Below are 19,823 nucleotides of genomic sequence, written 5' to 3'. Positions count from 1 at the left end.
GAAAAAGGCCGCCCCAACGGAGCGGCCCCTTCCTGAATATCTGCGGTGGCTCACTCTTCGTCGAGCGCTTCGACGGCCTTTTCAAGCTCGTCCTTCGAGACCTCTTTCTCGCTCACCTTGGCGCCGTCGAAAATAAGGTCAACCACCTTGTCTTCGAAGATCGGCGCCTGGATCTGCTGGCGCACTTCGGCGTTCTGGTTCACGAAATCGAAAAAGGCGCGCTCCTGGCCCGGATACTGGCGGGCCTGGTTCATGATCGCCTGGGTCATTTCGGCATCGGTCACCTCGACCTCGGCCTTGCGGCCGATCTCGGCGAGCAGCAGGCCCAGCTTCACGCGGCGTTCGGCCAGCTTGGTGTGCTCATCGGTGGTTTCGATCTCGCCATGGTTATGGCCGTGCTCTTCCGGATGCTCATCGTGCCAGAGCTGGTGAGCGATCTGATTGGCCTCGGCCTCGACCAGCATTTGCGGCAACTCGAAGCTCACGCTGTCATCGAGATTGTCGAGCAGGGCGCGCTTGATCACCGCGCGGGCCGCGCCGGTATATTCCGCTTCCAGCCGCTCGGCGACCTGCGATTTGAGCTGCGCCAGATCCTCTGCGCCGAAGCGCTTGGCAAGCTCGTCGTCGATCGCCGCCGCCTTGGGCTCTTTCACCGCCTTGATGGTGCAGGCAAACACCGCTTCCTTGCCCGCCAGTTCCGCCGCGCCGTATTCGGCGGGGAAGGTCACATTCACGTCCTTTTCCTCACCGGCCTTCACGCCGACAAGCTGCTCCTCGAAGCCGGGGATGAACTGACCCGAGCCGAGCACCAGCGGAAAATCTTCCGCCGCGCCGCCGTCGAAGGCTTCGCCGTCCACGCGGCCGGTGAAATCGAGCACCACCTGATCGCCGTCCTTGGCCTTCGAGCCCTTCTTGCGATCTTCGAAGTTCTGGGCGTTTTCCGCCAGCGAGGCCAGCGCCTCGTCGATCTCGGCATCGCCCGCCTTCACCACCAGGCGCTCAAGCTCGATCTTCGAGAAGTCGACCTCGGGGATCTCCGGCAGTTTCTCGTAGGACATCTCGACATGCACGTCGTCGCCCTCTTTCCAGTCCTCGTTGGTCATCTTGACCTGGGGCTGCATCGCCGGGCGGTCGCCGCTTTCCTCGAAATGGGCGTTCATCACCGCGTCGATCTGTTCCTGCATCGCTTCGCCAAGCAGGCGCTGGCCGAATTGCTTGCGCAAAAGCGGCAGCGGCACCTTGCCCTTGCGAAAGCCCTTCATCTCGATCTCGGGCCGGGCCTCGGTCAGCTTTTCGCTGACCTTGTCGTCCAGCTCCTGAGCGGTGATGATGAGCTGGTAGGCGCGTTTCAGCCCCTCGTTCAGCGTCTCGGTGACAGCCATGGTGTTGTCCTTCATATCGTCAGGCACGCCGCCCCTGCGGCGCGCGGGAAATTTCACGCCCTTCTATGGGGGGATGGGGTTCGGCGCAAGGGTGTGTCGCGGGGAAATCGGGCAGAAAGGGGCCATCGGCCCGTTGCCGCCCGGAGCCTGAGCCGGGCGCTGCACCCTCGCGGCGCCTTTCCCGCGAAACACACCTGCCGAACGTGGCCCCTCGCCAGAAAAGGCGAGGTTGGTGCGGGTGAAGGGACTCGAACCCCCACGCCAAAGGCGCCAGAACCTAAATCTGGTGCGTCTACCAGTTCCGCCACACCCGCACGGCCTGCCTTCTAGCACCCAAGCCGCCGCAGGGCGAGAGCGGAAACGCGGCAAAAATCCCTCGCCGTTAACCGTTTCTTGCGCTACTCTGTGAAAAAAAGAACAGGCATATTGAGCAGGTACCCCATGACCCAGGTTTCGACCGGGGGCGCAAGGCGCATTCGCGTGGCGCTGCCCCTGAAGCGGGCCGGCTTCGGCCCCGGCACCGGCATCCTCACCACCGATGGCGAATTGCCGGTGGAATTTCTCGAACCCGGCGACCGGGTCGTCACGCTGGATCGCGGCGCGGTGCCGCTGGCGCGGGTGATCGTCCATGCCGCACCGGCGCATCAGGTGGTGCGCCTGCGCCCCTCGGTGCTGGACCAGCAGGGCGACGGGCGCAGCTACCTGCTTGCCGCGCGCCAGCAGATCGTGCTGCGTGACTGGCGGGCGCGGATCATGTTCGGCAAGCGCACGGCGCTGGTCGAGGCCGGGCGGCTCGTCGACGGCGCGCATATCTCCCGGCTGGAGGGCGCCGCCCCCACCCGGCTGTTCGAACTGGCCTTCGACGATGCCCAGCACGTGATCCAGATCGCCGGCGGCACCCTGCTCGCCGCCTCGGCCCGGCTGCCGGTGCAGGCGAAGGGTTAGCTGCTTCATCCTTGCAAAAATACTCACCGGCGCGGCGCTGGCCGCCCGGCGCAGCTTCAGAGTGGCAGCGCGGTGGTGAACTTGATCTCTTCCATCGACAAAAGCGCGGTGACGTTGAAGATCTTCACTTCCGAGATCAGCGCCTGATAAAACTCGTCATAGGCACGGGCGTTCTTCACCCGCACCTTCAGAATATAGTCGATCTCACCCGCCAGCCGGTGCGCCTCCATCACCTCGGGGCGCGCGCGCACGGTCGACAGGAACTTTTCCTGCCAGTCGGCCTCATGCTCGGAGGTGCGCACCAGCACGAAGAAACAGGCCTCGATCCCCAGTTTCTCGGCATCCACGATCACCGTCTGCGGCCCGATCACCCCAGCCTCGCGCATCTTGCGAATCCGGTTCCAGACCGGGGTCTTCGACGAGCCCACCTTGGCGGCGATCACGTCCAGCGACTGGCTGGCATCTTCCTGCAGCTCGCCAAGGATTTTCCGGTCGATCGCGTCGAGACGCACATCCATTCCTGAGCCCTCCCATTTGGTGGCGGTTCATTTTGTCATCGCACGGAATTTGGAACAAACGTTCTTATTTGTCCGAGCTACTGGCGCTGTTTCGGGACGTTGTTCTATTTTCATGAGCAACGCAAGAGCAAACGCGAACAGGAGATTCCGATGGCCAAAGCCTTTCATCCCGGCTTCGTCAGCGCCAATGACCTCGCCACCGGCCGGGTGATCTACCGCACCGCCGAGGGGCGCTGGGTGCAGGCGCCCGAGCAGGCCGAGTTCATCACCGATGCCGGGGCCGCCGCGGCGCGGCTGAGCGCCGCCGAGGCCGAAGGTCACATCGCGGTCGGTCCCTACCTTGCCCCGGCGCGGCCCGGCCTGCGCGGGCCGGAGCCCGCCCATTTCCGCGAAACCTTCCGCGCCAGCGGCCCCTCGGCCCCGGCGCGGGTGAGCTGGGGCGCAGACCATGCTTGACGATGCCGCCTACCTTTCCCGCCGCGCCGAAGAATTCCGCGCCCAGGTCGCGCGCCGGCTCGACGGATCGCTCACCGAGGAAGAATTCCGCCCGCTCCGGCTGATGAACGGGCTCTACCTTCAGCTTCACGCCTATATGCTGCGCGTGGCGCTGCCCTATGGCACGCTCACCCCCGCCCGGCTGCGCGCGCTGGCCGATATCGCCGAACGGTGGGACAAGGGCTATGGCCATTTCACCACCCGCCAGAACATCCAGTTCAACTGGCCCCGGCTGATCGACGTGCCCGACATGCTCGACCGTCTGGCCGAGGTCGGGCTGCACGCGATCCAGACCTCGGGCAACACGATCCGCAACGTCACCGCCGATCCGTTCGCGGGCGCGGGCGCCGGCGAGGTGGCCGATCCCCGGCCCGTGGCCGAGCTGATCCGGCTGTGGTCCACCGATCACCCCGAATTCCAGTTCCTGCCCCGCAAGTTCAAGATCGCCGTCACCGGCAATGCCGAGGACCGCGCGATCACCGCGGCCAACGATCTCGGCATCCGCATCACCGAGCGCGACGGCCGGCGCGGCTACACGGTGCTCGCGGGCGGCGGGCTCGGGCGCACGCCGGTGGTGGGTCAGGTGCTTGCCGACTTCCTGCCCGAAGCCGATCTGCTGCCCTATCTCGAAGCGGTGCTCGGGGCCTATAACCTCGCCGGGCGGCGCGACAACAAATACAAGGCGCGGATCAAGATCACGCTCGCCGAACAGGGCGTCGAGGCGTTCCGCGCCGAGGTGGAGCGCCGCTTCGCAGCACTCCGGCCGGCCTTCCGGGGCGCCGACCGGGCGGTGCTGGCAGAGCTGCGCGTGCGCTTCGCCTCGCCCGCCTTGCGCAACGCGCCCACCGACAGCTACGACGCCGCGCGCAAAGCCGATCCGGTGTTTCGCGCCTGGGCCGACACCAACCTGCGCGCCCACCGCGCCCCCGGCCACAGCATCGCGATCATCTCGCTGAAGCCGGTGGGCGGCGTGCCGGGCGATGCGACCTCGGCGCAGATGCGCGCGGTCGCCAACCTCGCCGAGCGCTACGGCTACGGCGATATCCGCGCCGGGCTCGACCAGAACCTGATCCTGCCGCATGTGCATCTGTCCGACCTGCCCGCGCTCCATGCCGGGCTGAGGGCCGCCGGCCTCGCCACCGCCAATGCCGGGCTGGTCACCGATATCGTCTCCTGCCCCGGCATGGATTACTGCTCGCTCGCCACCGCGCGCGCCATCCCGGTGGCGCAGGAGATCGCCCGCGCGCTCGACGGCATCGCCCGCGAGGCAGGCGCGCTTTCGATCCGCATTTCCGGCTGCATCAACGCCTGCGGCCATCACCATCTGGGCGATATCGGCATCCTTGGGCTCGAAAAGGGCGGCGTGGAGAGCTACCAGGTCACCCTTGGCGGACGGCCCGGCACCGATATGGCCATCGGCACCCGCGCCGGCCCCGGCTTTGCCGCCGACGAGATCGTGCCCGCCATCGCCCGGCTGGCCGGGGCCTATCTCGCGCTGCGCCGTGACCCCGGCGAAGCCTTTTCCGCGACCATCGCCCGCACCGGGCCAGCCCCCTTCATCGACGCGCTCTACCAGGAGACCGCCCATGCCCTATGAAGCCACCCTGCCCGTTTTCACCGCCGATGACGCAGCCGCCGAGATCAATGCCCGCTTCGCGCCGAAAGATGCCTGCGGCGTCATCGCCCATGCCCTCACCGCGCGCGGGCGGATCGCGCTGGTCTCGTCCTTCGGGGCGGAATCGGTGGTGCTGCTGCACATGGCCGCGGCCGTTGACCGGGCGGTGCCGGTGCTCTTCGTCGAAACCGGGATGCTCTTTGCCGAAACGTTGAGCTACCAGCGCCGGGTGGCCGAGCGGCTCGGGCTCAGCAATGTCCGGATCGTGCGGCCCGACCCGGTGCAGCTTCTCACCCGCGATACCGACGGGCTGTTGCATCAGAGCGATACCGATGCCTGCTGCACGCTGCGCAAGGTCGAACCGCTGGCCAACGCGCTCCTGCCTTATGACGGCTGGATCTCGGGGCGCAAGCGCATCCATGGCGGCCAGCGCATCGAGCTGGAACTGGCCGAGGCCGAGGGCGAGCGGCTGAAGCTGAACCCGCTGGCCCATTGGTCGGGCACCGAGATCGCAGCCTATATGGAGGCGCATGATCTGCCGCGCCATCCGCTTACGGCGAAGGGCTATGGCTCGATCGGCTGCGCCCCCTGCACCCGGGCCGCCCGGCCCGGCGAAGCACCCCGCGCCGGGCGCTGGCCGGGGCAGGACAAAACCGAATGCGGCATTCACTTCATCGACGGAAAGGCGGTGCGCCCATGACCCTGATCGTAACCGATACCGGCTTCGCCCCGGACGACTGGCCGAACGGCTTCCACAGCCTTGAAAGCGCCGCGGCGGGGGCAGGCTGCGTGGAATGCGGCATCGAGATCGTGCCGGAGGATCACATCGCGGCCCACCGCGCCGAGATTCTGGCCGCGCCCATGATCCGGGTCGCCGTCACCGGCTTTGCCGACGGGCGCGGCTTCACCCTGGCGCGGGCGCTGCGCCTGATGGGCTATACCGGGCGTCTGCGCGCCGGCGCGGGGCTGATCGCGGATCAATATGCGATGGCCCGGCGCGCGGGCTTCGACGAGGTCGAAATCGACGCGGCCCTCGCCACCCGCCAGCCGGAGGAACACTGGCTGTTCCGGGCCGATTGGCGGGCCTATGACCATCAGTCGCGGCTTCGCGGCTAGACCCCAATCCCGTATCTCATATATAGGAATGCCGAAACGGGCGGGGCCGACGGGCTCCGCCCACCCTTATGGATGATGTGACGCTGTGACCGAGACCAAGATCAAACCCGTGCCCACCCTGCCCGATGCCCAGACCGTGACCGAGGTCGAGCATTACACCGACCGGCTGTTCCGCTTCCGCTGCACGCGGCCGCAAAGCCTGCGGTTCCGCTCGGGCGAGTTCGTGATGATCGGCCTGCTCGACGACAACGGCAAACCGCTGCTGCGCGCCTATTCCATCGCCTCGCCGTCCTGGGACGAAGAGCTGGAATTCTACTCGATCAAGGTGCCCGACGGCCCGCTCACCTCGCGGCTTCAGCATATCGAGGCCGGCGACGAGATCATCCTGCGGCCCAAACCCGTGGGCACGCTGGTGCTCGACGCGCTGTTGCCGGGCAAGCGGCTGTGGTTCTTCGCCACCGGCACCGGCATCGCCCCCTTCGCCTCGCTGATGCGCGACCCGGACACCTACGAGCGCTACGAGCAGGTGATCATGATGCATACCTGCCGCACGGCGGATGAGCTGGAATACGGGCGCAAGCTGGTGGAAGACCTCGAAAACGATCCGCTGATCGGCGAGATGGTAGAGGGCAAACTGCTCTATTACCCCTCCACCACGCGGGACGATTTCAAGACCAAGGGCCGGATCACCGAGAACCTGAAATCCGGCAAGGTGTTTGCCGATCTCGGCCTTGCGGGCGACAGGCTCGACCCGGCGACCGACCGCGGCATGGTCTGCGGCTCGCTCGCCTTCAACCTCGACATGAAAGATTTGCTGGAAGGCTACGGGCTGGGCGAAGGGGCAAACTCGGAGCCGGCGGAATACGTGGTGGAAAAAGCCTTCGTCGACTGAAACGGTGACAGGCGAACCGGATGGGGGGGCGCCAGGCGTCCCCGATTTCGTCTGCAGCCCAGACGCTACGGCACCTGCAACCCAGTGCCTCCAGAAAACCACCTTTCCGGTTTTCCGGTTTTCCGGTTTTCCGGTTTTCCGGTTTTCCGGTTTTCCGGTTTTCCGGTTTTCCGGTTTTCCGGTTTTCCGGTTTTCCGGTGAAGTGTCGCCTATCCATCTGACAGGCAAGCACCAAAACGGCCCGCCCTGCCAGAAACCATGGTGAACGGAAAGTTAACCGGCACAGTCACCCCGCGCGCCGCTCAGCGGCGATAGGCGCGCAGGTAGTGGCGCTCGAAAAACCGCTTGGCCCAATGTGCGAGCCGCATTTTCGGCAGCGAGATCGACCGCTTCATGTCGCGGAACACGAGGATGCCCTTGTCGACCGAATCCACGATGCAAACCAGCTCTGCCTTGAACGCGTGGCCCGGCGCGCGCCCCGCCATCTCGTCGGCGATATTGGCCACCGCCGCCTCGGCCTGCAGATCGGCCTGGTGCGCCTGCTTGGCCAGCCAGTCGGGGCCGGGATAGGAGCCGGTGTCGCCCACCACATAAGTGCCCTGCCAGGCCTCGCCCACCACGCGGCATTTCGCGTCGGCCTGCACGAAGCCGCCTTCGGAGCGCGGCAGCTCGGTATTGTCGAGCCAGAACGGCCCGGTCAGCCCCGGCATGAACAGCACCAGATCGGTGGCGATCTCCTCACGCTCGGTCACCACCTTATCGGGTTCGATGCGCAGCGGTTTCGAGCCAATCCGCACATTGATATCGCGGTTGGTCATTTCGGTCAGAAGCCCGTCCACCGCCTTTTCGCCCAGCCGCTGGCCGGGGCGCTCGGCGCCGTTGAAGAAGACCAGCTTGAAGGCGTCGCGCCGGCCCTGGCGGCGCAGCATCGTGTCGATCCCGAACAGGAACTCGAACATCGGCCCGCCGCGCACCGCCTGCGGCTCTTTCGGGTTGGTGCCGAACCCGAGCGCGATGGTGCCGCCCCGCATGTCGCGCAACCGGTCGTGGATGAGCTGGCCCATCGCCGCGCCCTCGCAGGGGATGATCGCGTTTTCGGCCAGTCCCGGCAGCTTCTTGAGGTAGCGCCCGCCGGTGGCGATGATCAGGTAATCGTTGCTCAGCACCTCGCCCGCCTCGGTCTCGACCGTGCGGCCGCCATCGCGCAGGGTCGCCACCCGGCCCGGATGCCAGTCCACCCGTTCGCGGGCGAAGAACCGCGTCAGGTCCACGTCGATATCCGCCGCGCTGCGGATGCCGGAGGGCATCCAGATCAGCGACGGCAGATAGGTGAGATGCTTGTGCGGCGCGACGATCGTGATCTTCGCGTCGAGCCGGGCCTTGCGGATCTCGCGCACCGCCGTGAGGGCGCCGAAACCGCTGCCGAGGATCATGATGTGTTTCATTGTCCGGTCCCATCCAGGGCCGCGCCGGGGCGCGGTTCATGTTAGCTGTTGCGCCCGATCTAGGCATCCGGGCGCAAATTGCACTGCGGCAGGTTGACCAGCCGCGCCCGCCGCGGGCAGGATCGCGCCAGCCCAAAGGCCACTCCGGCCCCCGCCTGCCCCGGAAAGGATATCATGCTCCGCCTCGCCTCCCTCACCCTCGCCTTGGCGTTGTCTCTCGCCGCGCTCGCCCCCGCCTCGGCACAGGACGATGTAATCTCCTACGGCTCCGACGATCCGGCGATGAACGAGGCGATCCGCAGCGCGCAGAGCCATCTCGGCCGGGTGCTCGTCGCCGCGATCAACGAGGTTGGCGTGGCCCATCCGGCCCTGTCGCTCAAGGTGGCCTTCCCGGTCGAGGCCGAGGACATGAATGCCGAGGTGATCTGGGTCGACGAGATCTCGCTCGCGCAGGAGGGCATGGCCGGCAAGCTCGCCAACGAGCCGGTCAACATGCCCGGCCTGCATCTCGGCGACGAGGTGCACTTCTCGCAGGAGATGATCTACGATTGGGGCCTCGTCGGGCCGGATGGCAAGGTTTTCGGCCATTACACGACGCGGGTGCTGATCGAGACCCTGCCCGAAGCCCAGGCGGCGCCGATCCGCGAGGCGCTCTCCGACACGCCGTTGCCGGCGGCCTGGCAGGAATAAGGGCAACGCCCGGCGCGCACCGAAAAAATCCGCCGGGGCCACAACTTTCCTCTTGCAGCCCCCGGCGGGATTTCATATCTCCCCCTCACCCAAGGATGCGGGCGTAGCTCAGGGGTAGAGCATTACCTTGCCAAGGTAAGGGTCGTGAGTTCGAATCTCATCGCCCGCTCCATTGGGTTCCCACAAAATCAATGACTTGTACCGTTGCAGGTATCAGGATTTCACCTAAATCTCAACGTTCGTTCACGGGCTTTGATGTGAAGTGTGAACGTTTTCCACCAATTGGCCTGCCTCAAGATTCGCTTTGTTCGGGTTGGCAAGGTGCACGAAGCAAGCATCGGCAGAGTATGCTCCACCCCTGAGCTACGCCCTGCTAGCCCACACAGTTGACCAATGGAACACAGGCTTCCAGCTGACCGTGCAGTGCATTGACAATCAACTGATGCAAGAAGCAGGCTGCTTCACATGCAAAAGCAGAAAATGTTGGAAAGACCAAATTTCGCTGGGGTCAAGGCTCAAAAGCCATTACACCTTGTTTGGGACAAGTGTGGAGCTCGGCTGCCCGATGCAAAGCAATTCGCTTCGCAGTAAGAGACTGTGTGCAGTGCCGAAAGGACTTGAAAATGCGAGGGCGTGCAGTTCTTTTCGTTGCCAGCATCCAAGTTTTCTGCGCCAAAGCCGCACTCACGGGGCCGCTTCTGGATGCCTACGCTGATCTGCGTGATCGACGCATCCACGAAATGGTTTTTGCCTGCGGGGACGATCTCTACAGGCTGCAACGTGGATCATTCCTTAACCGGACACCAACCCTTGAGGTCCAACAGGACCTGACATGGACGCCAGTTGATGGTGTTGGCTATGAAGATCTCGGAATAAGCAACATTCCCGGCGTGTCAGTTTTCGAAATCAACTTGTCGGAACTTGATCAAGCTCGCGCCCCAGGAAACTCGAAGCCTTTTTTGGGCCAATACATCACCACGCAGAGCTTTGGCCTGCTCGACCTAGGGGGAAAACACTTTGCGACGAGGCAGGTGGCGTTCCTCCCCACAGTGGACAAAATACGAGGGCCGAGCAATTCGCAACTCGACCTCTCAAAAGGGACAATGGAAACGACGAACCTTTTTTCGCATGAAGTAGATCTAGTACCCCCGGAGCCACCGTACCTTTCGTTCACTTCTTTCTGCTCGGAACCACACCTCCCAGACGATCCAGAAACCCTTCGCGTACTGCAAGACAGAGAAACGCCGGACTACACGGCGTACATCTCGTGCATGAAAGGTTGGACAGATGAGCTTTCGATTCTTGGCTTGAATGTGGTCAGTTTGCGGGAACGACTTGCCACCTCCGAGCTAGGTTTCAGCGGTTGCGATTCCGAGTACCAATCTCGCATGTCCCAGGGACCTAGGATTGTCGGCGAATTGTGGGACGGTGTACCACTCTATGAGTGGGACAAGCCCGAGAAAGACTACACAGAGTACAGATCATGTGTTCGAAGCGTTCTCGCCGACATGCCCCACTGGGATACTGCGGTCGAGAATGTGATCCGGGATTCCAATCTTATCGTCTATCTCTTGGCGGTGGAGCATCAGCCAATTTTGTCTATCACGCCGCAAGCTTTGCGAACTGAAAGCCATTGTCTTCTTGTAAGACGTGGCGAGTAACGCTCCCGCACTGAATCTAATCGTGCAACGGAGTACCCTTTGTTAAGTGATCGCTGTCCATCCAAAACTCCCTCGATTTGTCATCCCAGTACGCGACGCGAAAGCATGGTGCCGCAGTGTAGCCCCTTGCGCCCCCGGTACTGCTGCAAGCGCCTCCCTGAACTGGAAGGATGACGAAACGCCTTCCATCTAGATCTGATGTACTGAACGGGCGATAGCCGAAGTATGTGTAGTCCGCTTCGCCAACTACAATGTGATTGTCGCAACCGCCAGACCCGCACCAAAGGGTTCCGAAGCCAGGACAGTCGAAGTTGGCATGCACGACCGTGGCTGTTTGCCCGTCTGACCCGATTTCAATGTCCCAAACCGAGCCAGATGGCGCGACCAAGCCGACATACTCACTTGGATCACTGTCCATTTGGCGGTCAAGTTCAGCAGCGCATTCCGCTTCATAGACCGCAAGTATGCTCTCCACTACGGGATCTCCGATGCCTGCATGGGGGAACGCCGACGCGAGCAATAGGGAAAACAGAAAGTGTTTCATGGATGCAGTCTGCCACAGCGATCCCGGCTACGGTAGGAACATCCGGCTCGTGCCCCTGGGTGGTACCCTGGCAAACGATAACCGGCTCCGTTGTGATCCGAATCCAGACACAAAATGGGACCATTCACACGGATGTCGCGTGAACAGAGGAGAGGCGAGACATAACAACTGACAGGATTTCAATCGCTTAGTCACTGTGACCCCTACCTTGCCAAGGTAAGGGTCGTGAGTTCGAATCTCATCGCCCGCTCCAATGGGTCTTCTTCTCAAGAGCAAAGCGATTTGCGGCCACCGGCGCGGTGGTTGCCGTTGTTTGCCGCGGCCTGCGCCTCCCCCCTGCACAATGTTTCATCGCACCCGGCTTTCCTTGCCGCCGCGCATGTGAACACTCTCGCTTGGGATGTTCTCCTATGGTATAGACAACCAAAGAGAGTTTTCTGGCCCTATTACCAGTTTCAATTCATTAAGCGTTGCTTTCCGGGCACTGTCGCTGAGCAATGGGAAATCCCGGGCATCTTGTCCGACGATTTTTCGGAATGAACACAATTGAGCCAAGATTGGCATGCAGATTTACATCGGCTTCCAATCCCAGCCCCTTGAAAAAACACCGAAACGGCCCTTCGCTCCGGAGAGAAACAGGTAGATGCAGGACGAGCAGCAGCAGGCGGCGCCAGCCCAGGCCGCATCCGGCACCAAGGTTCGCAAGGATATCCGCGCGGACCTGCTCTTCTATGCCGATGTGGGCATGGCGCTGCTGTCGCAACGCCAGATCATCTATCTGGCCATCGCCGTCATTACCGCCTTCTTCTACGATCTCGGGGTTGCCCTCATTTGCCTGCTGCTGGTCGAAGTGTCGGAGATACTCGATTACCGGTTGTTCCAGCGCATCCGCTCGTTCCGGCGCAACCGCCAGATCGAGCTGGGCCCGATCATGCGCTCGGTGGCGATCAACACCGCCTTCAGCGCCGGCACGATCAGCCTGTTCGCGATCCAGATCGCCACGCTGCAGGGGCCGACCACCCACTTCATGCCGATGTTCATCCTGCTCGCCGCGGCGCTGTTTGCGGCGCTGCACAATCACCAGCTGCGCGGTATCCTCGCGCTGCGGCTGGTGATCTACAGCGCGGCCTTCCTGTTCATCCCGATCCGTGATCTGTGGATCATGCGCCCGCCGCCGACCTCGGAGCTGTGGCTGCAATTCCTGGTCAGCCTGATCGTGCTGTTCTTCACCATCGACACCGCCCGCGGCCACCGCACGCTCTACCGCCAGAGCATGCAGCATTTCAACGAGCTGGTTGTCGAGCATGAACGGGCCAAACAGGCGCTCATCGCCAAGGCCGAGTTCCTCGCCGTGGTGAGCCATGAGCTGCGCACGCCGCTGACCTCGATCAAGGGCTCGCTCGACCTGATGGCCTCGGGCGTGCTCGGCAAGTTGCCGGACGAGATGAACGGCTCCTTCGATATCGCGCTGCGCAACAGCCACCGGCTGGCCTCGCTCATCAACGACATTCTCGACTTCCAGAAGATCGATTCCGACAAGATGGAATATCACCCCGAGGCGGTGGATGTTGACACGCTGGTGACCGATGCGGCCAACAGCGTCCGCCCCCTGGCCGATGCCAACCAGATCCGGCTCGACCAGCTTCATCTGCCGAAAGACACGCGCGTTTTCGTCGACAAGATGCGCATCGAACAGGTTTTGGTGAATCTCCTGTCGAACGCCATCAAGTTCTCCAACCCCGGCGGGCGCGTGGTGGTCAATACCGAGCTGGCCGACGACCGGGTGCGGATCTCGGTGACGGACGAGGGTATGGGCCTGCCCGAGAACGCGAGCGAAAGGATCTTCCAGCCGTTCTCGCAGATCGATTCCAGCGCCACCCGGCAGGTGGGCGGCACCGGGCTCGGGCTGAGCATCTCCAAGCGGATCGTCGATGCGCATCACGGGCTGATCGACTTCGTGCGCCACGAGGGCAAGGGCACGACCTTCTTCGTCGAGCTCGATCTGGACGGCGGCGCGGCCTGATCCTCACCGGCTGTGCATGAATTTCGGGCATTGCCCATGCTGCCCGCCCAGATTCTGGCCAGATGCATGTATTCGCGGCAGTCCGGCGCCGCCAAACCGGGCATTCCCGGCCCCGGCAGATCACCTTGACGCGAGACCGCCACAAGCAAGGAGATTCGTCTTGGCTTTCAAACCCTATGCGCTCGCCGGCGCCCTGCTGTTCGCGACCGCGACCGCCGCCAGCGCCGAAACCGCTCTGCCCTTCGCGCTCGACTGGAAATTCGAGGGCCCATCCGCCCCCTATTTCGTCGCCATCGACAAGGGCTATTTCGCCGAGGCCGATCTGTCGGTGGAAATCGCCGCCGGGTCCGGCTCGCTCGACGCGATCCCGAAAGTGGCCACCGGCGCCTTCCCGGTCGGGTTCGCCGATATCAACTCGCTGGTGCGTTTCCTCGACCAGAACCCGGGCGCGCCGGTCACCGCGGTGATGATGATCTACGACAAGCCGCCCTTTGCCGTGATCGGGCGCAAGTCGCTCGGCGTCGAAACGCCCGCCGATCTCGAAGGCAAGGTGCTGGGCGCCCCGCCCCCCGATGGCGCCTGGGCACAGTTCCCGATCTTCGCCGCCGAGAACGGGCTCGATATGGAGGCGATCACGGTCGAGCCGGTGGGCTTCCCCACCCGCGAGCCGATGCTGGCCGAGGGCAACGTGGCCGCGATCACCGGGTTCAGCTTCACCTCTTATCTCAACACCGCCCGCCTTGGCGTGCCGGAGGAGGATCTGGTGACGCTGCTGATGGCCGATTACGGCGTTGACCTTTACGGCAACGCGATCATCGTCAACACCGATTACGCAGCGGAAAACCCCGATGTGATCAAGGGCTTCCTCGCCGCCGTGGCGAAGGGCTGGGCCGATGCGGTGGCCGATCCGGCCGCGACCATCCCCGCCCTGATGGAGCGCAACCCCGCCGCCGATGCCGAGCTGGAAACCCGGCGGCTGGAGCTCTCCATCGAAGCCAATGTCGATACCCCCTGGGTGGCCGAAAACGGCTTTGGCGGCATCGACGATGCCCGCTTCGCCAGCGCGCTCGAACAGACGGCGCTGACCTACGAGTTCCAGACCACGCCCGATGCCGGGCTCTACTTCACCGATGCCTATCTGCCCGAGGGCGGCTTCGCGCTGAAGTGACGAGACGAGCCGCGCGGCCCCGGCTGCGCGGCTCCACCAACGGGGTCTGCCGATGTATCCGATGATCAAGATCGAGGGCGTGCGCCACGCCTATAAAACGCCGTCCGGCCCCCTGCCGGTGCTCGACGGGCTGGAGCTTTCGCTCAACGAAGGCGGCTTCGTCGCCGTGGTCGGCCCTTCCGGTTGCGGCAAGTCGACCCTGACCAAGCTGGTCTCGGGCCTGATGAAGCCCGACGAGGGCAAGGTGATGCTGCATGGCGAGGTGGTGACCGGCCCGCGCAACACCGTCGGCATGGCATTTCAGAACCCCGTGATGCTCGAATGGCGCACGATCCTGCAAAACGTGATGCTGCCGCTCGAGATCGTGCCCAACAAGCTGACCAAAGCCGAGCGCGAAGACCGCGCCCGCCACCTGCTGGCGCTGGTCGGGCTGACCGGCTTTGAAGACAAGCGCCCCTCCGAGCTGTCCGGCGGGATGCGCCAGCGCGCCTCGCTCTGCCGCGCCCTCGTGCACAAGCCCGAGGTGCTGATCCTCGACGAACCGTTTGGCGCGCTCGACGCGTTCACCCGCGAAGACCTCTGGCAGACCATGCACAAGGTGAAGGAAAACGAACCTTTCACCGGCATCCTGATCACCCACGATCTGCGCGAGGCGATCTTTCTCGCCGATCAGGTGATCGTGCTCTCGGGCCGCCCCGCCCGCACCCAATATGTGCTCGACGTGCCCGATACCGGCCCGCGCGACCTCGACCATCTCTACACGCCGGAGGCCGCCGAAATGCTCGCCGTGCTGCGCCACCAGATCGAGATCGCCCAGGGCCGCGCGTCTGCCGAGGAGGTGGCCGAATGAACCCGACGCTCCAGAAAATCCTCGTGCCCACAGCCGCCATCGTGATCTTCCTGGTGGTGTGGGAATTCATCGTCTGGGCCGCCGGCTGGCCGAATTACAAGATGGCTTCGCCAAGCGATCTTCTTCCCGCTTTTTCAAAGCATTGGAGCCTGTTCCTCACGATGGGCTGGCAGACGCTCTGGCGCACCGTGGTGGGGCTGATCATCGCCGTGATCTTCGGCACCGGGGTTGGAATGATCATGGGCTTTTCGCGGCTGATGCGCGACGCGCTCTATCCGCTGCTGGTGGGCTTCAACGCCATCCCGAAGGCCACCGTGGTGCCCATCGTCGCGCTGATGTTCGTCGGCGCGCATGATTTCAACACCGTGCTGATCGCCTTCATGATCTCGTTCTTCCCGATCGCCGTCTCGGTCTCGATCGGGCTCAGCACGCTGGAGCCGGAATACCGCGACATCCTGCGCTCGCTCGGCGCCTCGCAATCGACGATCTTCTGGAAGATCGCCCTGCCGAAAACGCTGCCCGAGTTCTTCGGCGCGCTGAAAGTGGCGGTCACGCTGGCCTTCATCGGCACCAACCTGATGGAGATCGTCAGCCCGCACGGCCGTGGCCTCGGCGCGCTGTTCGACTCGGGCAAAACCAATTCCGACTACCCGCTGATGTTCGCCGTTCTGATCGCGCTCGCAGCGCTCGGGATCGTGCTTTACTACATCGTCGTGGCGCTGGAGAAGGTCTTCGCCGGCTGGGCCGAGCGCCCGCAGCAATAGCTCACGAGGCGAGCGGGCGCGCATCGAGCGCGCGGAAGGTCCTGAGCAGAAGCGGCAGCATGGTGGCGGCGAAATAGACGGTGCCTGCAAGGATGAGCGCGCCGGACAGGCCCAGCGCCGTCACCGCCGCCCCACCCGCCAACCCGCCCAGCGGCATCAGCGCCCAGAACAGCGCCGAGGTCAGCGCCGTGACCCTGCCGGTAAGGCGGCGCGGGATGCGCTCGAACATCACCGCCGAGATGATCGGGTTGATGAACCCGGCGGCAAAGCCCGAGAGCACAAGCACGGTGATCAGCACAGGCCAGGGCACGCCCGGCAGAAGCGCGAGGAAGCGCGGCGCGCCGGCGATGAGGAAGGCCAGGGCGAAAACCGGCAGGCGCGGCAGCTTTTCACCGATGGTGGTGGCAATGAGCGCCCCGAGCACGGCGAAGGCGGAGAACGCCGCCACCATCCCGCCAAAGGCCCCGGCCCCGCCGCCCACATCGCGCGCCCAGACCGGCAGGAGCACGGTGATCATCGCCTGGTCGATCAGGTTGGTCATCGCCACCATCGCCACGATGGCGAGCAGCACGGGATCGCCGCGCAGAAAGGCCCAGCCCTCGGTAAAGGCGCGCCGGTAGCCGGCTTGCGCCTCTGCCCCGGCAGGCTGGCTCTGGGCCACCCCCGCCCCCACCGCCAGCGCCGAGGCGAGGAAGGTCACCGCCGTCACCGCCAGCGCCGGGGCCGCGCCGATCAGCGCCACCAGCGCGCCGGCCGCCCCTGCGCCGAGCGTGGTGGCGAGCCGGTCGATGGTGCCGAGCGTGCCGGTGACGCGCTCCAGCGGCAGCCCGCCCGCCTCGGCCACCTCCGGCACCAGCGCCTGTTTCGCCGCATCGGCCGGGCCGCGCATCGCCCCCATGACGAAGACCAGCGGCAGGAGCAGGCCAAGCCCGAGCCCGCCGGTGAGCGCAACAAGCGGCACAGCCGCCACCGCCAGCGCCGAGGCGAGATCGCCCAGCACCGCCACGCGCCGTGCGCCGAACCGGTCGATGAACGGCCCGCTCAGCGCCTTGACCAGCACGTAAGGCGCCATTTCGGCGAAGGCGGTGAGGCCCGTGGCGAAGGCGTCGCCGGTCAGCGTGAGCACCAGCCAGGGCAGCGCGATCATCGTCAGCCGCGTGCCGGAGAGCGAGAGCGCCTGGGCCACGGCCAGCGCGGCGAAGGGGCGGCGGCTCATGCCCCCGCCTCTCCGAGATCGGGGAAGGGAAAGGCGTGCAGCATCACCATGAAGGGCCGCGCGCCTTCGGGCAGATCGCCGCCCGGCGCGGGGGCGGCCTGCTTGGCCTCCCAGATCAGCGCCATCAGCTTCTCCTGAAACGCCCGCGCCGCCTCCGCATTCATCGGGATCACCGCATCCGACGCGGTGCTCGCCGCGCGCCACTCCTCCGGCAAGGCCGGGTAATCATCCTGTGCCGCCTGCAAGAGCTGCATCTGCCCGGCGAGCAGCGCCCGGGTCAGCGCCATCCCCGCTTCCAGCGCCTCGCCCTCGGCGGCGGCGGTATCGTATTGCGTGCTTTCATGCCGCGCGCGCCACCAGCGTTCGCGCGCATTGCCCTGCCCCTCCGCCTCTTCGATGAAGCCGTGCTTCGCAAGCTGGCGCAGATGATAGGAGGTCGCCCCCGAATTGAGCCCCAGCCTTCGCGCCAGCCCCGAGGCCGTAGCCGGCCCGTCAACCCGCAGAAGCGCCAGCATCCGCAGCCGCTCGGGATGGGCCAGTGCCTTCAGCCCGCCGGTATCGGGCACAATCGACGAAATCTCTCGGGCGGGTGTCTGGGGCGCATCTGTCATAGCCCCAAGCTAATAGTGCAAACAAATCTTTGCAACGATTCCTTTGCACCCGATTCTCTGTTCGCCAAATACCTCGGGGGGTGAATTGGCCAAAGGCCAAGAGGGGGGCAGCGCCCCCCTGCCCCGGCCTGCCAAAAGGAAAGGCCGGGAGGCATCTCTGCCCCCCGGCCCTTCCTCCCATCCCAATGGTTCAGGCGGTTTCCGGCACCGACTGGATATAGCCGGTCGGGCATTCCTGCACGCAGAGCCCGCAGCCTTTGCAGTAATCGTAGTCGAACACGTAATGCGAACCGTCCATCGCCAGTTCGGTGGTCTTGATCACCGCGTTGTCGGGGCACATCGTCCAGCAATTGTCACAGGCCAGGCAATTGCCGCAAGACAGGCAGCGCTGCGCCTCGGCCAGCGCCTCCGAGCGGCTGATCGGGCCTTCGATTTCGGCCTCGAAGGTGCGTTCGCTCACCGGCAGTTTCGCCACCCGCGCCCGCGACGAGCCGGCGTAATAGGCGGTGTTGAGCCCGTCGAGTTCCATAACCGGGCGCTCGTCGGCGAAGGGGTCGGCCTCGCCCGAAAGCTCGGCGGCCACCGCTTCGGCTGCCAGCCGTCCGTCGCCGATGGCGGCCGCCACCGTGCCACGGTTGCCGCGCGCGTCGCCGATGGCGAAGACCCGGTCGGCGATCCGGCCGAACGGGTTGTCGGGCCAGAAATAGGCGCCGTCGAGATAGCCCTCGAACGCCTCCGGCTCGACCTGTTCGCCGACGCAGGGCACCACCATGTCGACCGAGACCACCCGTTCGGTGCCCTCGAATTCGACCCGGCGCTTGCGCCCGTCCTTGCCCGCTTCCTTCTTGAGCGACACGATCTCGACGCCGGTCACCCGGCTGCCCTTCATGATCAGGCGGCTCACGGTGGCGTGGTCGATGATCTCGATCCCCTCTTCCTGCGCCTCTTCCAGCTCGCGCGGGACGACGTTGATGATGTCGTCGGGCGCCGTGCCGGGCCCGGGCAGGCCGGAGGCGGTGATGAGGGTGACCGATTTCGCGCCGGCGCGCTTCATGATCCGGCAGATATCCATCGCCGTGTTGCCGCCGCCATGAACGATCACGTCGCCCTTGGCCGCATCCGGCAGCGCGCCGTGATCCATGAAGTCGCGCAGAAGCTGGAGGCCCTCGTGCAGATCGGCGGGCACGGCGCCCTTGACCGACCAGTGTTTGGGCAGCTCGCAGCCGGGCGAGAGCAGCACGGCGGCGAATTGCGCGCGCAACCCGTCAATGGTCAGGTCACGCCCCAGCCGCTGGCGGGTGTTGAGCGTGATGCCGGGCAGATCGAGGATGCGGTTGAGCTCGCCGTCCAGCGCATTGCGGGGCAGACGGGTGGGCGGGATCGCCGAGCGCAGCAACCCGCCGGCCTCGGGCAGCGCCTCGAAGATCTCGGCCTTCATGCCGAGCCGGACGCAGTGATAGGCGGCAGAAATGCCGCCCGGCCCGGCGCCGACGATCGCCACGGTCGGCGCATTCGCCGCCGGCGGTTCCACCGGATAATCCCAGCCCAGCCGCACCGCCTCGTCGCCGAGCCAGCGTTCGACATTGTGGATCGCCAAAGCGCCATCGACGCCGGTGCGGTTGCAGGCGGTTTCGCAGGGATGCGGGCAGACCCGCCCGGTCACCCCCGGCATCGGGTTGGCGTGAACGAGCGAGACCCAAGCGTCCTGCACCTTCTGCTCCTGCAACAGGGCAAACCAGGCCTGCTGGTCTTCCCCCGCCGGACAGGCGGCGTGGCAGGCGGCTTTCGCGTGCACATGCACCGGGCGCTGGGTCGAGCGCCAGTTGCCGGTTTTGAAATCGAGCGAGGTGCCGGCCTGCGCCCAGGTTCCGCGTGTCAGTTGCACCAT

General features: G+C 65.0%; 18 protein-coding genes and 2 tRNA genes. 13 read left to right on the top strand and 7 right to left on the bottom strand.

The window, feature by feature from the left end:
- Positions 1 to 50 precede the first annotated feature (50 nt).
- Positions 51 to 1,382: a trigger factor gene (gene tig / locus QMG28_RS16895; RefSeq protein WP_281843549.1), complete on the bottom strand. Its 1,332-nt coding sequence runs from the start codon at positions 1,380 to 1,382 to the stop codon at positions 51 to 53.
- Between the two features lie 230 nt (positions 1,383 to 1,612).
- A tRNA-Leu gene (locus QMG28_RS16890) sits at positions 1,613 to 1,696 on the bottom strand.
- A gap of 127 nt (positions 1,697 to 1,823) precedes the next feature.
- On the opposite strand from QMG28_RS16890, the gene QMG28_RS16885 reads away from it, so the two are divergent.
- Positions 1,824 to 2,327, top strand: a complete 504-nt coding sequence (locus tag QMG28_RS16885) for a Hint domain-containing protein (protein WP_281843495.1) — start codon at positions 1,824 to 1,826, stop codon at positions 2,325 to 2,327.
- A gap of 56 nt (positions 2,328 to 2,383) precedes the next feature.
- Here QMG28_RS16885 and QMG28_RS16880 read toward each other — a convergent pair whose 3' ends face one another.
- The gene (locus QMG28_RS16880; protein ID WP_281843494.1) at positions 2,384 to 2,845 is read right to left on the bottom strand and encodes an Lrp/AsnC family transcriptional regulator; all 462 of its coding nucleotides are present in this window, start codon (positions 2,843 to 2,845) and stop codon (positions 2,384 to 2,386) included.
- Between the two features lie 150 nt (positions 2,846 to 2,995).
- Between QMG28_RS16880 and QMG28_RS16875 the strand changes: the two genes are divergently transcribed.
- The 5 genes from QMG28_RS16875 (at position 2,996) to QMG28_RS16855 (ending at position 6,963) form a co-directional block, all read left to right on the top strand.
- The gene (locus QMG28_RS16875; RefSeq protein WP_281843493.1) at positions 2,996 to 3,301 is read left to right on the top strand and encodes a DUF2849 domain-containing protein; all 306 of its coding nucleotides are present in this window, start codon (positions 2,996 to 2,998) and stop codon (positions 3,299 to 3,301) included.
- Positions 3,294 to 4,937, top strand: a complete 1,644-nt coding sequence (locus QMG28_RS16870; RefSeq protein ID WP_281843492.1) for a nitrite/sulfite reductase — start codon at positions 3,294 to 3,296, stop codon at positions 4,935 to 4,937. Before QMG28_RS16875 ends, QMG28_RS16870 begins: the two co-directional genes overlap by 8 nt.
- On the top strand, positions 4,927 to 5,655 hold the full coding sequence (locus tag QMG28_RS16865) for a phosphoadenylyl-sulfate reductase (RefSeq protein WP_281843491.1): 729 nt from the start codon (positions 4,927 to 4,929) through the stop codon (positions 5,653 to 5,655). The genes QMG28_RS16870 and QMG28_RS16865 overlap by 11 nt, the downstream gene beginning before the upstream one ends.
- Positions 5,652 to 6,071 carry a DUF934 domain-containing protein gene (locus tag QMG28_RS16860; protein WP_281843490.1) on the top strand — a complete coding sequence of 140 codons (420 nt, stop codon included), beginning with the start codon at positions 5,652 to 5,654 and terminating at the stop codon, positions 6,069 to 6,071. Before QMG28_RS16865 ends, QMG28_RS16860 begins: the two co-directional genes overlap by 4 nt.
- Positions 6,072 to 6,156: 85 nt before the next feature.
- Positions 6,157 to 6,963 (top strand): ferredoxin--NADP reductase, encoded by an 807-nt coding sequence (locus QMG28_RS16855; RefSeq protein ID WP_281843489.1) that lies wholly within the window; start codon positions 6,157 to 6,159, stop codon positions 6,961 to 6,963.
- A gap of 302 nt (positions 6,964 to 7,265) precedes the next feature.
- On the opposite strand, the gene QMG28_RS16850 is transcribed toward QMG28_RS16855, so the two are convergent.
- The gene (locus tag QMG28_RS16850) at positions 7,266 to 8,408 is read right to left on the bottom strand and encodes an NAD(P)/FAD-dependent oxidoreductase (RefSeq protein WP_281843488.1); all 1,143 of its coding nucleotides are present in this window, start codon (positions 8,406 to 8,408) and stop codon (positions 7,266 to 7,268) included.
- A 174-nt stretch (positions 8,409 to 8,582) separates the two neighbouring features.
- Between QMG28_RS16850 and QMG28_RS16845 the strand changes: the two genes are divergently transcribed.
- From QMG28_RS16845 to QMG28_RS16815, 7 genes are all read left to right on the top strand, one after another.
- Positions 8,583 to 9,098, top strand: coding sequence for a DUF2314 domain-containing protein (locus QMG28_RS16845; protein ID WP_281843487.1), 516 nt, complete (start codon positions 8,583 to 8,585; stop codon positions 9,096 to 9,098).
- 97 nt (positions 9,099 to 9,195) lie between these two features.
- A tRNA-Gly gene (locus QMG28_RS16840) sits at positions 9,196 to 9,270 on the top strand.
- 451 nt (positions 9,271 to 9,721) lie between these two features.
- Positions 9,722 to 10,759 carry a hypothetical protein gene (locus tag QMG28_RS16835; protein WP_281843486.1) on the top strand — a complete coding sequence of 346 codons (1,038 nt, stop codon included), beginning with the start codon at positions 9,722 to 9,724 and terminating at the stop codon, positions 10,757 to 10,759.
- Positions 10,760 to 11,946: 1,187 nt separating this feature from the next.
- Positions 11,947 to 13,326: a sensor histidine kinase gene (locus QMG28_RS16830; protein ID WP_281843485.1), complete on the top strand. Its 1,380-nt coding sequence runs from the start codon at positions 11,947 to 11,949 to the stop codon at positions 13,324 to 13,326.
- Between the two features lie 160 nt (positions 13,327 to 13,486).
- Complete coding sequence (locus tag QMG28_RS16825) at positions 13,487 to 14,494, top strand: ABC transporter substrate-binding protein (RefSeq protein ID WP_281843484.1); 1,008 nt, start codon at positions 13,487 to 13,489, stop codon at positions 14,492 to 14,494.
- Between the two features lie 52 nt (positions 14,495 to 14,546).
- Positions 14,547 to 15,344: an ABC transporter ATP-binding protein gene (locus QMG28_RS16820; RefSeq protein WP_281843483.1), complete on the top strand. Its 798-nt coding sequence runs from the start codon at positions 14,547 to 14,549 to the stop codon at positions 15,342 to 15,344.
- Positions 15,341 to 16,108, top strand: coding sequence for an ABC transporter permease (locus QMG28_RS16815; protein WP_281843482.1), 768 nt, complete (start codon positions 15,341 to 15,343; stop codon positions 16,106 to 16,108). The genes QMG28_RS16820 and QMG28_RS16815 overlap by 4 nt, the downstream gene beginning before the upstream one ends.
- 1 nt (position 16,109) lies before the next feature.
- Here the strand turns inward: QMG28_RS16815 and QMG28_RS16810 are convergent, their stop codons facing one another.
- From QMG28_RS16810 to QMG28_RS16800, 3 genes are all read right to left on the bottom strand, one after another.
- Positions 16,110 to 17,324: an MFS transporter gene (locus QMG28_RS16810; RefSeq protein ID WP_281843481.1), complete on the bottom strand. Its 1,215-nt coding sequence runs from the start codon at positions 17,322 to 17,324 to the stop codon at positions 16,110 to 16,112.
- Positions 17,321 to 17,935, bottom strand: a complete 615-nt coding sequence (locus QMG28_RS16805; protein ID WP_281843480.1) for a winged helix-turn-helix domain-containing protein — start codon at positions 17,933 to 17,935, stop codon at positions 17,321 to 17,323. Before QMG28_RS16805 ends, QMG28_RS16810 begins: the two co-directional genes overlap by 4 nt.
- Before the next feature lie 190 nt (positions 17,936 to 18,125).
- Entirely contained in the window at positions 18,126 to 19,823 is a 1,698-nt protein-coding gene (locus QMG28_RS16800; protein WP_281843479.1) for an FAD-dependent oxidoreductase, read from the bottom strand.

This window comes from Sinisalibacter aestuarii (genome assembly GCF_027923545.1).
Lineage (GTDB): Bacteria > Pseudomonadota > Alphaproteobacteria > Rhodobacterales > Rhodobacteraceae > Sinisalibacter > Sinisalibacter aestuarii.
The sequence above is the reverse complement of the archived record's forward strand: the minus strand, read 5'-3'. Positions and strand labels throughout refer to the sequence as shown.

Excerpts from the sequence above, each read along its gene's own strand:
- QMG28_RS16835 (WP_281843486.1), top strand. The coding sequence starts at position 9,722 with ATGCGAGGGCGTGCAGTTCTTTTCGTTGCCAGCATCCAAGTTTTCTGC.
- tig (WP_281843549.1), bottom strand. The coding sequence starts at position 1,382 with ATGGCTGTCACCGAGACGCTGAACGAGGGGCTGAAACGCGCCTACCAG.
- QMG28_RS16810 (WP_281843481.1), bottom strand. The coding sequence starts at position 17,324 with ATGAGCCGCCGCCCCTTCGCCGCGCTGGCCGTGGCCCAGGCGCTCTCG.
- QMG28_RS16870 (WP_281843492.1), top strand. The coding sequence starts at position 3,294 with ATGCTTGACGATGCCGCCTACCTTTCCCGCCGCGCCGAAGAATTCCGC.
- QMG28_RS16820 (WP_281843483.1), top strand. The coding sequence starts at position 14,547 with ATGTATCCGATGATCAAGATCGAGGGCGTGCGCCACGCCTATAAAACG.
- QMG28_RS16830 (WP_281843485.1), top strand. The coding sequence starts at position 11,947 with ATGCAGGACGAGCAGCAGCAGGCGGCGCCAGCCCAGGCCGCATCCGGC.
- QMG28_RS16850 (WP_281843488.1), bottom strand. The coding sequence starts at position 8,408 with ATGAAACACATCATGATCCTCGGCAGCGGTTTCGGCGCCCTCACGGCG.
- QMG28_RS16865 (WP_281843491.1), top strand. The coding sequence starts at position 4,927 with ATGCCCTATGAAGCCACCCTGCCCGTTTTCACCGCCGATGACGCAGCC.
- QMG28_RS16845 (WP_281843487.1), top strand. The coding sequence starts at position 8,583 with ATGCTCCGCCTCGCCTCCCTCACCCTCGCCTTGGCGTTGTCTCTCGCC.
- QMG28_RS16860 (WP_281843490.1), top strand. The coding sequence starts at position 5,652 with ATGACCCTGATCGTAACCGATACCGGCTTCGCCCCGGACGACTGGCCG.
- QMG28_RS16800 (WP_281843479.1), bottom strand. The coding sequence starts at position 19,823 with ATGGTGCAACTGACACGCGGAACCTGGGCGCAGGCCGGCACCTCGCTC.
- QMG28_RS16805 (WP_281843480.1), bottom strand. The coding sequence starts at position 17,935 with ATGACAGATGCGCCCCAGACACCCGCCCGAGAGATTTCGTCGATTGTG.
- QMG28_RS16875 (WP_281843493.1), top strand. The coding sequence starts at position 2,996 with ATGGCCAAAGCCTTTCATCCCGGCTTCGTCAGCGCCAATGACCTCGCC.
- QMG28_RS16885 (WP_281843495.1), top strand. The coding sequence starts at position 1,824 with ATGACCCAGGTTTCGACCGGGGGCGCAAGGCGCATTCGCGTGGCGCTG.
- QMG28_RS16815 (WP_281843482.1), top strand. The coding sequence starts at position 15,341 with ATGAACCCGACGCTCCAGAAAATCCTCGTGCCCACAGCCGCCATCGTG.
- QMG28_RS16880 (WP_281843494.1), bottom strand. The coding sequence starts at position 2,845 with ATGGATGTGCGTCTCGACGCGATCGACCGGAAAATCCTTGGCGAGCTG.